The sequence below is a fragment of the Methanosarcina sp. genome (assembly GCF_028693135.1).
Classification (GTDB): Archaea; Halobacteriota; Methanosarcinia; order Methanosarcinales; family Methanosarcinaceae; genus Methanosarcina.
In genome coordinates, this window is sequence record NZ_JAQUVZ010000004.1 from 96441 (window position 1) to 108583 (window position 12143).

Below are 12143 nucleotides of genomic sequence, written 5' to 3' on the forward strand. Positions count from 1 at the left end.
ATTAAGCTTTAAGAGCTCAGCTTAATCCATTCACAAGTTCCGCATTAACTGCGGTCTTTCCAACATAAAGCCTGGAAAGGCGATTTGTGCTCCCATCCTCCGGAAACGAAAAGGACAGACTATCGTTTTCAGTGAGTTTAAGGGCATAATCTTCATTTTTCTCCAGCCCTGCTCCGGTCAGCATTTCGTTAAAATAAGTTTCCCATGCGTCAGGGTGTTCAGTATCTATTGTTAACACGAAGGAGTCCACGTTTCCATCATAGAGGGTATCAAAAGCACAATCTTTCAAATAAAAAGAACTGTCTGAGTTTGATGAAAGGGTATCTTCTAAACCCTGGACTTCTACGGCATTAATTAAAAAGCTGTAGTTTCCAGACGAAACTTCGGAGACACGGATTGAAGGATAAAGTTTCATAACCGACTGCTCTTTCTGCGCAAGAATCAAAGCCCCATTTTCGTACTTGAAAGTCTGATCCACATAATACTTATTGTTCGAATGATATGCAATTGTGCCGCAGTTGATGACCGTCTCATTGCCATTTTTCGGAGTTATAGTCATTTTGCACCGGTTGGTGTTCACTGAAACGACCCCTCTGGACGTCATGGTGCCGATTAGAGGCATCTGCCAGCTTCCAATGTGAAGGGGTATATTCCTGGTTATTTTTGGGGCAGAGGAATTTGGGTCTGAAATCAGGAGTAATGTAGTCCTGTCTATTTGTGACTTGAGTTCTGTCATGTCTTCCCATACATTGGCCACGCGGGAATGTTCTTCATCAGCTTTCCATTCCGGATAATATCCAAGATGGACCACGGAAAAAATTGAAAATACTATTCCTAAAAGCAAAATAGCTGCTATAGCTGTCGATGAAGCAGATTTTGACTCAATGAAAGGGTCTTTATTTACTCCTATCATTTTATCTCTAATTTCTGTCATGTTTTCCCCAAATCTTCAACCCTACTCCGTCTTTCTAATATTTTCAATCCCTGTCTGATTACAGGTTTTCTATATGAATTCCTATGAAATCAATCAGAAGGGCTTTATTCCAGTTATTAGAGCCTGACTTTGTGCTGGGCACAAACCGGATTTTGATGTTCTCCAGCTCAGTGGTGCTGGACACACTCCCCTCCAAAGGAATGTTCACTGTGTCCATAACCCAGCCTTTTTCCGATGCAGGTTTTCCATTATATTCCCACGTTTTAATTTGTATCCAATCGCTGGGGTTGCCGTCATTCAGTTCGAGAGCAATCTCATCACTACTTGAGTCATGTCTCCAATAATCGACCTTTAATGTGGCATTAAAATTTTCGTTAATGCCTAATTCCGAAGCTTTTATTCCAAAAGTGAATTCCTCATATTTGGAACCCAGAGAACCCTTTGGCGGTATGATCTCTATGAACTGCCCATCTTTCGGCTCGTCGACTGTTATGGTCAGTGCCGAGGCACCGATTTCGTTTATAGCGCTTCCATTCGGATGAGGGGTTATCCAATCAGGGAGGCTTTTTCCGTTATACTCTTCCTTTTTGATTTCCTCATCCATTTCGATTTCTTCATTTCCGCTCTGGAGCATAACTCTCTGGATTACCTGATCCGATCCAATGTGTACAAAGTACATGTCAACGGTATCCGTGCTCTTCAGGTCGAGTCCCCTGCTCAGGTTCGTGTTGATTACAATCTCGTCCCCGACCATCAGGACATTGTTTGTGGCACTGTAGTTAACGCCAGGGTCGGAAGGGTCTGATACATCAAACTCTTCCGGGTGCCCATTGATGTTGAGAACAATTTTCACATCTTTCAGGTCGATAGCCTCTCCCCCCCTGTGGAAGATCTTTACGGTATTAGTGTCAGTGTCAATTGTTTCCTGCAGGTCGGCTTTTGGCGTATGAGGGGGATTTGCCGCCTCCTCCTCTGAAAACACGAATGCGGCGATTGAAGCAAAAGCCAGCACAACTATAGCTAACATTAGCACCTGGCCTATTACCTCTGAAACTGCCTGGCAGTCCTGGCCAAGTGCCCTGTATTTTTTACCCACCACGATAAACGTCACCTTCTTAAAATTTATTGCCTAACTTCCTACAATGTTGTTAATTGAATATTAACTTGACTGTCTAATGAAAATTCTTTTTATTTTGGTTAGATATTCCCAGTTTTCAGAATAATATTAATCATTCTTAATAAATTAAGTTTGTATGTTCTCTGCAAAAATTTATATAAGAATAAAGAATTGCTTAAAGTAATATCCTAAAAAAATACTAATTGTAAATTGTATATTCAAGTGTTAAAAAATTCAGACAGGCTGTCCTGTATGGATGTCTTTAACTCAGGAGGGAGAAACATATGGATCTCAAAAAAATATTCAGGAATGACAAGGCAGTGTCCCCGGTTATCGGTGTCGTGCTGATGGTCGCAATCACCGTCATCCTCGCCGCTGCAATCGGTTCATCCGTTTTCGGCCAGGGAACTGCCAAATCTGCACCGCAGGCGAATATAGACATTAAAGCAGTAAATCTCGAAGACAACGGAACTATAAAATTCGAACACCTTGGTGGTGACCCCATTCATTTCGAGACTGATAATTCCACAACAAAGGTCATGGTATCTGTTAATGGAGGAAACTCTGTTGACCTGAATGCTACTACCCTTGGTACTTTTGATGTTGGTGACGTAACGCAAATGGTTCTCAATAGCAACACCACAGCATCTGTGACGTCGGGGGACAGTCTTAACGTCAAGATCATCGATGTACAGACCAAGCAGCTTATATGTGACAGAACTATAAGGTTCTAATCTTAAATGGAAAGCACCTTCTTTAGGTGTTATCCTTTTTTTTTTTGTTACTTTTTTTGAATCAAGCTTATCTTTGTGCCTCATCATATACCTCTCCTCCCTTGTGGAAGATCCTCATGATATTAGCGCCTGTGTTAATGCTTTCCTGCGGGTCACTTTTGGCGTATGAGGAGGATTTACAGCTCCTCCATCGGAGAATACGACCACGGCTATTGAAAAACACATCAGCGTGGCAATCTGGCCAAATGCCCTATATTTTATCCCTCCTCTATAAAAATAATATTCTATAAATTTCTTGCAAAACTTCTTACTATTTTTGTTTATTTTATCTAGTCTTGTCTGTCTGAGAAAACTACTTTTTATTTTGAGGGATTACAAGCATATTTCCAAATAATGTTTGCAAATATTTATAAATAAGTTTATAATGTTATCTGCAAAACTTTATATACTAATGAAGAATATCTTTAAGTATAGTTCTAAAAAAATAAAAATTGTAACTATGGTATTCAAGTGTTAAAATTCAGACAGATTGTCCTGTCTGGATGTATTTGATTTTGGAGGGAGAATCATATGGATTTCAAGAAAATATTTAGGAACGACAAGGCAGTTTCCCCGGTTATCGGTGTCGTGCTGATGGTCGCAATCACCGTTATCCTCGCCGCCGCAATCGGATCATCCGTTTTCGGTCAGGGGACTGCCAAATCTGCACCGCAGGCGAACATAGACATTAAAGCAGTAAACGAAACAGGCAACGGAACTATAAAATTTGAACACCTTGGTGGTGACCCAATTCATTTTGAGTCTGACTCTATGACAAAGGTCATGGGATCTGTCAATGGCGGAAATTCTCACGAAATTTATGCGGTTGCTCTTGATACTTTTGATGTCGGTGATGTACAATTAATGGTACTCAATAATGTTTCTGTGAATTCGGGCGACAATCTCAACGTCAAGATCATCGATGTACAGACCAAGCAGCTTATCTGTGACCGAACTGTAAGATTCTAAACTCAAATGGAAAGCACCTTCTCCAGGTGCTATCTTTTTCCTTTTCTTTTGTTACTTTTTCTGAATCAAGCTTCTTTTATGCTTCATCATCATAAGCCTCTTCCCTCTTGTGGGAGATCTTTACGGTATTAGCGCCTGTGTTATTGTTTCCTGCAGGTCAGCTTTTGGTGTATGAGGGGGATTTGCCGCTCCCTCCTCTGAAAACACGAACGCAACTATTGACGAAAAAGCCAGCACAACTATAGCTAACATGAGCACCTGCCCAATTATCTTCAAAACTTCCTGGTATTCCTGGTTAAGTTCTCTGTACTTTTTACTATCCTCTGCGACAAATGTCACATCCTATAAATTTCTTGCCCAACTTATTACGATATTTTTGATTTACTAATGTATTGGCGGTCTAAGAAAAGTTCTTTTTATTTTGAGTACTTAATATTTTCTTCCATAATAATATTAACAAAAATTAATAAATAATTTCAGAATGTTGCCTGCAAAAATATTTATACAAACAAAGAATATCTTTGAGTGCAGTTATAAAAAATGATGATTGTTAATATGTGTATTCAAACGTTAAAATTCAGACAGGCTGTCCTGTATGGATGTCTTTAACTCAGGAGGGAGAAACATATGGATCTCAAAAAAATATTCAGGAATGACAAGGCAGTGTCCCCGGTTATCGGTGTCGTGCTGATGGTCGCAATCACCGTCATCCTCGCCGCTGCAATCGGTTCATCCGTTTTCGGCCAGGGAACTGCCAAATCTGCACCGCAGGCGAATATAGACATTAAAGCAATAAACGCTACAGGTGGTGGATGGATAAAATTCGAACACCTTGGTGGCGACCCAATTCATTTCGAGTCTAACTCTACAACAAAGGTCATGGGCTCTGTCAATGGTGGAAATTCTGATGAAATTTACGCTGTCAATCTCACTACTTTTGATGTCGGTGACGTACAAGTTATGGCACTCAACAACGTTACTGTGACGTCAGGTGACAGTCTCAACGTCAAGATCATCGATGTACAGACCAAGCAGCTGATCTGCGACAGAACTCTAAGGTTCTAAACTCAAATGGAAAGCACCTTCTTCAGGTGCTATCCTTTTCCTTTTCTGTTGTTACTTTTTTTGAATTAAGCTTCCTTTTGTGCCTCATCGGATTTTTGAAGTTTTGTCGATCATTTTACTTGTCGCATCCTACTGTTCCAACTCATTCAAACTTTTATTGAGACGCGCGCGAAAAATAATATGTCGAATTAATCGGTTCTTGAAGCATATATCTCCTAAATCAACTCTCTTTACAGTGAGGTCAATGAGCTGAAATGAGTCCTCTAAGGCGAGGTTTAATAGTTCTACAGGAAAATACAGCCGCGAACTGCGTCTTATTGGCGCAGCATCAGGTGGGATATTGTGGAATATCCCCTTGATAGCTAAAACTCTTGTTTTCAGAATTAAAGACTGCCGCAGGAATGTAGAATGTTTATTTTTAGTTCATTTTCTGGTCTTTAGATCTTCTATTGTGATAATCCAAGTGTATGCTATCTGCCTTTTTAAATCACTTTCCTGAGCACCAGGGGCACGTTTAGGGAAAGATTTTGATCGTGTATCGAGTTCTTTCTGGTGCAAAAATATTTTGAACTTCTTTCTCCAGGATGGGGCTAAAATCATTAAATTCAAATAAAACCGAAAATGGCATGCATATATATTTTGTTGATAATTTGGGATCATTTTTGCACTTTATAGTGAAATTTTCTCTTCAACTATCGTATTATTTTATATGTGTTAACTTTTCTAAAAAAATTAATTAAAATATCCATGTGATTAGTAATTTTTTGTGAATTAAAATAGAAAATTCGAGCTTCAATATTTAATGTTTGGAAAAAAATAATAAAAATAGAAATAAAAATTTTCTTTTTGGAGAAACAAATTTTTGCTTATGTCCCCTGCTTATTAAGTCTCGGTTTCGATTTTTATCATGGTATTGTAGGCTTCAAAGTTGATAGTTCTATTATTTTTATGGGGGAGAGAAAAGGTGACCAGGTGGGTGCCGGTGCTGAGGTTGTAGTCCGTGCCGTTCTGGAGGTTAATCTCATTGGTTGAATCTTCAAAATATTTTTCCCAGGCTTCCGGATTTTCTGTGTAGATAGTCAGGTCCACAGAGGTGATGTTGGCTTTTACAGTTCCGTTTGCATTACTATATTCTCCGTTATAGAGGGTTCCGAAGCCTTCGCATGTCATCCTGACGTCCTCTATGCTATTGCTGGCCAGAACTCCGCGGTTCCCTTCCAGGGTTACGGCCCGAACTGAAAGGTTTACTGAGGAGGTATCTCCATTTATCACAATTCCCGGGGAAAGTTTCATCATGGACCTGTCGTTCCGGGAGACTATGAGAGCTCCGTTTTCGTAGCAGTAAGTTTCGTCTACGTAATGGATGTTAGTAGGACGATATGAGACCGAGCCTGTATAAAATAACGTGTTATTGCTGTTGTATCCCACAACATCATCATCTACGACTATTAACATGCCTGAGATGTCGTTGTTTATGGCAAGAGTCCCACCTGTTTTCATGCCTCCTATGAATGGCACATCACTCCCCCCCATCTCGACCGGGCTGTTCAGCACGAGCCTTGAATTCGGGTTTATCTCGAGCCCTGCTGCCAGAATGTCAACGTTAGACTTGAGCCTGGCCATGTCCTGCCATACATCGGACATATGGGCGTATTCTGCGTCTTCTTTCCAGACGGGCACGTAATTAAGCTGGATTGTTGTCATTGCGGCAACTACAATTCCGAGCAGCAGGGCTGCGGCAACGGCGACAGCTACCCCGGATTCGGATCTGTAAAAAGAGGATATTGCTTTAAAGCCCCTATTTTTCATTTTCTCCCTCTACTTTTATTTTTTAATTTACATTCAATGCATGTCGTTTTTCTTTCTGGACATCGAGGAGTCCTGTTTGCTCTCCCTGGGAAGTGTTTACCTCGGAACCTTATGGAGCAGTCCAGTTGGAAGCCTCTAAGTATTCGGAGGAAATCTTCAAATTATGGATGATTCCTTTTGAGGGAATATCGATCAGGTACACATTTATTTCATCTCCTTCTTTGATGTCGATTCCCCATTCTCCGAATGTGTTAATTTCTATTGTGTCTCCCAGCTTCCATAAGTTCCTGTTTCCCAGATTCGCATATATCTGGGACGAAGAGTAAATGCTCCGATGCTCATTGATGTTTACTGCAATTTCAAAGGATTCAGTATCAATAAACTCTCCTCCGCTGTTTACCAGGTAGATTGTATCATCCTGTGCATTCATCCAGCCTTTCACCTGAGTGTGGGGGATGTCAGCTGCTCCGTCGTATGAAAAAACGAAAACGGCAATTGAGCTGAGAATGAGAACTGATATTGTCGTCATGAGCACCTCCCCCATGACATCTGAAACGGCACTGGAGTTTTTAATGAGTTTTTTCACATCTAACAAGCTGATCCCTCCATCCCATATTGATTCCCAAGTACCTTTCGTAAATATTTGAATCGCTCTTTTTAATATAGTCCTGATTAAATCCTGTCTCGAAATTCTGTCAAGAATCTAATTCACTCTCGGTGCTTGTTTGTTCTACCCATAAGGCCAGATAATCGATGCTTATCTGTTTCTTCGAACTTGGATTTGCTGTAGTTGATGCTTCTATCCGTACTTTGAAATTCGCCAGGTCATCATATGTATTGATGTGATCTGTCAGATTGATACTTTTGAACACGAAATTACTGTTTGCTGCATTGTCTGTAACTGGGTTGTAGATAGGTTCTGTGTAGTATACCCATTTTCCATTTCCATATTCGTCGATATCATAGAATTTGAGTTGAATTTCTTTTATGGAGCTATCATGACAATAATATCTTATCACGAGGGTTATGTTACAGAAAGTATCATCCTGTCTTATCCCGTGCGCTATGGGATTGAATCCGAAATCGAATTCCTGATATTTACTGGGGTTTATCGCATCTTCCGGAGGGTAATGAGTGGTACACTTTTTGTTTTCGTTGTCATCACCTTTCGCGTCTTCTGTATTACTATCTGAAGCATGGGCCTGTTTATTGTCCCCATAGCCTCCGGATGTATCCGTTATATCTCCCATCGGGGTGAGCCATGTTGCTAAACCGGCTCTCTTTTGGAACTCTGTAGTAAGCCTGCTTTTCTGGATCAATTCGTTTGATGGGGTATCGACCAGAAATAACTCCACTTCATCGCTATTTTTTAGGTTAACTGTCCACATGGTCATTGTATTGATTTCAATAGTCTCCCCTACTTCCCAGGCGCTGCTGTTTCCCAGGCTTTCGTAAATTTGAGAAGATGTGTACACATACTTCTTGCCGTTAATGTTTACTATTATCTCGGCATCTTCGGCTCTTATGGGCTCTCCTCCACTGTGTTTCAGGTAAATCGTGTCTGTGGAAGTGTCCATAATTTCCTGGACATTCGTATGGGGGATATCGATAGGCCCTTCCTGTGAAAATACGAAAACACTCAATGAGCTGAGCATGATCACTGCTATGCCTACGAGAAGGACCTGCCCCATTACTTCCGAAACCGCGTGCTCGTCAGATGTTATCTTTTTTTCAGTTCGGTTAAGCAAAGAAATCCCCCTTAAACCATGAATGTAAAGACCACATACGTGATTATCATCATGCTGACGCTGTACTTCAGGCCCATGTATACTGAACCCTGTCCCATCTTTCCGGCAATAAGCCCGGAAGTTAAAGCCTGGACAAGAGCAGAGTGGTACATGAGCATCGTGTACTCTTCGATGTTGAAGTAGCTATTTCCGATCCCTCCGTATCCTCCCACTCCCTGAGCCGAATTCTTGAATGATGCACTTTCCGGAAAGAAATACACAGCCAGGACGTAAACGATGAAAAGGAAGACAAAAAAGGCTACGTAGATGGTTACGACGTAGACCACCATTTCCGAAGAGCGCTCTTTTTTCAGCCTCTCATCACCCTTTACCTGTTCTGCGGTAATGGATAGCACACTTTTAAGGTCGCTTGTAGATTCGTTTGCCTTTATGAGGGTATGGATAATCCGGCTTGAGGAAGCGGTTCTGATGTTGTTTTCAAGTTTCATGAGGGCTCTTGAAGTAGAAGTTCCCCATGAGATGTCTTCCTTTAGCTTTTTGAGTTCTTTGCTAAGGAGTCCCATCTTGGATTCTGCTATTATTTTTAAGGAATTAGAAAGCAAGATCCCTGAATCGTTCATACTTGACAGGTTTCTCAGCAGGTCAGGCATTCTCTCATCAATTTTTCGCATTCTCCATGCCCTGATCTCGTAAAATATGATGAAAGGAATGAGTGAGATTACGATAAATATGACCAGGTAATCATCAATTGCGCTGATAAAATGAACACTGCTATCACTGATATGGGCAAAGGTCAGGTTCCAGTGGAAATTATAATTTATACTATCCTTAAGAGCTTTAGGAAGATGGGTGAGATAGTAAAACCCTAGAGGGATCCCGAAAAAGAATGTATATCTGGGTTCTTCCCGGATAGTCCTGTACGGATTAAAAATCCGGTCCCTGATATTGTAAAGCTGCTTGTATAGCTTTAACTTTTTGTCCCTTTTTTCCTCCTCTTCTACACTGAGTTCTGACCTGAGCTCCGGGATATCGGAAAAGTCTATGGGATAACCGGGAACACTGCCCTTTTTCGGGCTCATGGAGAGTTCTCCCACTGTATCTAGAAACACTATGAAAAGCAGGGTTGCAAGAGGTATTATGGCATAAATTAACATGTACAGGATCTGGGCTGAAGCTGGCTTGAAAAACTGCAGCACGACAAGGGTTGTCATTATGAACAATGGGCCTGCGACAAGCACAGTCACATAGACTTCTGCAAGGACATCCAGCCTCTTTAACAGGTTCCGGTTTGCCAGTTCCGCCATATCCTGGTACTGTTCAGACTTATTTTTTATGTATTCGGTTATGGTTCCGCTGCTTGAAACAAGGATCAAGCCGTCAATAAAATCCTTAAAAAGGTCCGAAGGGGTGCGTTCTTTGGCTTCTTTAAGGGCACTTATAAAATCCTTTCCCAGGTAGTCCATGTCCCGCACAATGTAGGAGATTTCTTCCGCGCTTGTGCCAAATATATGGGTATACTTGCTAAGAGACCTGAAAACATCATATATTGACATGCCGCCCTTTGTAAGAGCGTACATGTAAGTTACCGCCGGCAGCATGGATTTATCTATACAGGCGTTCCGAATATCTGCCTGTAAATAAGGATAGATGTATGCCACCCCGAAGACGGTAAGAAAACTTATAACGAATATCAAAAGAGCGACTAAAATCGCAAGTAAATAAAGGTACTCTTCTGCAAATCCTGCATTCGTGGAATCCACAAAAAGGCTGAGTCGGGAAATAGGGTCTCCAAAGGTTTTCAGCCCGAGCCATCCCCCGAAGATTCCTCCGATTATACCTGCGAATATCGAATACATGAAGGCTGAAGCCAGGTACTGGTCCACTGACATTGGAATATGGGAGTGGCGTATCTTTACTTTGAGCTCCTGAAAGCTTTCCTTATTTTTGTAGAAGAAGTTCCCAAAAGTTCTGTATGCCAGTTCGTCCACAGAAATGTAAGTCATGTTCCCCCTCTTAAGCAACCATATCCTGTATCATACCTTGCAGGGTGTCGTTTTCTATACCTTCCATGACCATTTTCGGATAACTCTGATACGCCTGCACTACAAGAGATACCTGGATGTAACTCCTCATATTTTTCTCATACAGGTAAGTCAGGATCTTTCTTCGGCTCTCGATCTCGTTTCTCAACTGGCCCGAATCCCATCCTCTAACGTGCATGATATCCTGCATGAGATGGGAGTCCCCAACTTTCAGGAAGCTGTCTTCAGAAGGTTCCCAGTTGAAAATCTCGTTTATGCCAAGGTCTCCTGTCTCAGTGTCCACGTTAAGGACTTCTACAAGGCTCCTTGTTCTCCTGACTCTTTCATCTTCTATGTACACCTGTTCCTGGATACACAGCACATCAAGCGACTGCAGCATAATATGAGGCACATTTATGGGTTCGTGGGTAAGCCTGTTTATAACAGTCTGAACATCTCCTGCGTGCATTGTCGAGCTTGTTGCATGCCCTGTTGACATTGCCTGGAACAGAGTAAGAGCTTCACTGCCTCTTACTTCACCCACAATGATGAAATCCGGACGCTGTCTCAGGGAAGCCCTTAAAAGGTCGTACATGGAAACTTCTCCCGTAGCATCTGCGGCAAAGCTTTCCCTTGAAATACCCGAGACCCAGTTGTTGTGGTAGAGCAAGAGTTCCCTTGTATCCTCTATAGAGACTATCTTGGCTGTGGAAGGCATGAAAAGGGAAGTGGCGTTAAGCATTGAGGTTTTTCCTGAAGCCGTCCCTCCTGCAAAAAGCATATTGTAGCCGTTTTCAATGACCAGCCAGAGGTATACCAGCATTTCCATATCGCACGTTTTAAAGCCGAGCAGGTCGATAGGTGTTATCGGATCTTTTCTGAACTTACGGATAGTAAATGAACTGCCGCGGGGAGTTATTTCTCTCCCTAACATAGCCTGAAGCCTTGATCCATCCTGGATTGTTGCATCCACGATTGGCTGGCTGACAGAGATGTGCTTGTTATTCAGCTGGCACATCTTGATTACAAGGGAGTCGAGTTCTTCCTCTTCAAAAGAAATATTACTTTCAATATTGAGATACCTCGTATGATAAATATAGAGTGGAACTCCTACACCGTCACACGATATGTCTTCTATATATGGATCATAAAGAAGAGAATTGATTTTTTCATAACCAAGCAGGTTCCTTCTGAGGTAATACATTATCTTGTGAATGGCTGAGGCTGAAATTTCAGCTTTATAACGTTCAAGAAGGAAAAGGGTTTTGTCCACAAGGTACGCATCTTTTTCTATTTTAGAGGTCGTAGGGTTCAAAACCATTACATCTTGAAAATCCTCATAAAGTCTCTCAAGCAGTTCTTTTTCAAACTTTGTAAGGGCAGGTTCAACCAGCCTGTAGTATTTTGTTCTGCGGTCTTCCAGGATCGATACCAGACAATAAGGTTCTTGAAGCCAGTACCTTTCGATTTCCTTAAATCCTTCAGGTACTTCAAACTCTATGAGAGGTCCTTCATTTTCCTGGTCGTACGTCGGCATGCTTCTCAAAGGCTTATCAAAATAACTTTTAGTCCTTTTTAGTATCTCTGAGATGGAGTTACTATCGCCTGTTTTCCCGAATAACCCCGAAATAAAACTTTTCTTTTCCGAGATTTCTGTTACTTCATCCATACTCTCGCCTTCAGATTTCTCCTTGAACTATATATGAA

At 41.5% G+C, this 12143-nt stretch carries 11 protein-coding genes; 3 read left to right on the plus strand and 8 right to left on the minus strand.

The features are described from left to right. Positions 1 to 16 precede the first annotated feature (16 nt). On the minus strand, positions 17 to 934 hold the full coding sequence (locus PHF18_RS03215; RefSeq protein WP_300098220.1) for a hypothetical protein: 918 nt from the start codon (positions 932 to 934) through the stop codon (positions 17 to 19). Positions 935 to 992: 58 nt separating this feature from the next. Next, positions 993 to 2033, minus strand: coding sequence for a type IV pilin N-terminal domain-containing protein (locus tag PHF18_RS03220; RefSeq protein ID WP_300098223.1), 1041 nt, complete (start codon positions 2031 to 2033; stop codon positions 993 to 995). A 302-nt stretch (positions 2034 to 2335) separates the two neighbouring features. Between PHF18_RS03220 and PHF18_RS03225 the strand changes: the two genes are divergently transcribed. Further along, positions 2336 to 2785 (plus strand): type IV pilin, encoded by a 450-nt coding sequence (locus tag PHF18_RS03225; protein WP_300098225.1) that lies wholly within the window; start codon positions 2336 to 2338, stop codon positions 2783 to 2785. A 570-nt stretch (positions 2786 to 3355) separates the two neighbouring features. After that, a complete protein-coding gene (locus PHF18_RS03230; protein ID WP_300098228.1) occupies positions 3356 to 3793 on the plus strand; it encodes a type IV pilin in 438 nt (145 codons plus the stop codon). A gap of 120 nt (positions 3794 to 3913) precedes the next feature. On the opposite strand, the gene PHF18_RS03235 is transcribed toward PHF18_RS03230, so the two are convergent. Further along, positions 3914 to 4132, minus strand: coding sequence for a type IV pilin N-terminal domain-containing protein (locus PHF18_RS03235; protein WP_300098230.1), 219 nt, complete (start codon positions 4130 to 4132; stop codon positions 3914 to 3916). A gap of 288 nt (positions 4133 to 4420) precedes the next feature. Here PHF18_RS03235 and PHF18_RS03240 point away from each other — a divergent pair, with 288 nt between their 5' ends. Beyond that, the gene (locus PHF18_RS03240) at positions 4421 to 4858 is read left to right on the plus strand and encodes a type IV pilin (RefSeq protein WP_300098232.1); all 438 of its coding nucleotides are present in this window, start codon (positions 4421 to 4423) and stop codon (positions 4856 to 4858) included. Between the two features lie 882 nt (positions 4859 to 5740). Here PHF18_RS03240 and PHF18_RS03245 read toward each other — a convergent pair. From PHF18_RS03245 to PHF18_RS03265, 5 genes are all read right to left on the minus strand, one after another. Further along, positions 5741 to 6667 carry a hypothetical protein gene (locus PHF18_RS03245; protein ID WP_300098236.1) on the minus strand — a complete coding sequence of 309 codons (927 nt, stop codon included), beginning with the start codon at positions 6665 to 6667 and terminating at the stop codon, positions 5741 to 5743. 109 nt (positions 6668 to 6776) lie between these two features. Further along, a complete protein-coding gene (locus tag PHF18_RS03250; RefSeq protein ID WP_300098400.1) occupies positions 6777 to 7253 on the minus strand; it encodes a type IV pilin N-terminal domain-containing protein in 477 nt (158 codons plus the stop codon). 109 nt (positions 7254 to 7362) lie between these two features. After that, a complete protein-coding gene (locus PHF18_RS03255) occupies positions 7363 to 8415 on the minus strand; it encodes a type IV pilin N-terminal domain-containing protein (RefSeq protein WP_300098239.1) in 1053 nt (350 codons plus the stop codon). A gap of 11 nt (positions 8416 to 8426) precedes the next feature. Continuing rightward, a complete protein-coding gene (locus tag PHF18_RS03260) occupies positions 8427 to 10418 on the minus strand; it encodes a type II secretion system F family protein (RefSeq protein ID WP_300098241.1) in 1992 nt (663 codons plus the stop codon). A 10-nt stretch (positions 10419 to 10428) separates the two neighbouring features. Next, a complete protein-coding gene (locus tag PHF18_RS03265) occupies positions 10429 to 12105 on the minus strand; it encodes a type II/IV secretion system ATPase subunit (RefSeq protein ID WP_300098243.1) in 1677 nt (558 codons plus the stop codon). Positions 12106 to 12143: the final 38 nt, after the last annotated feature.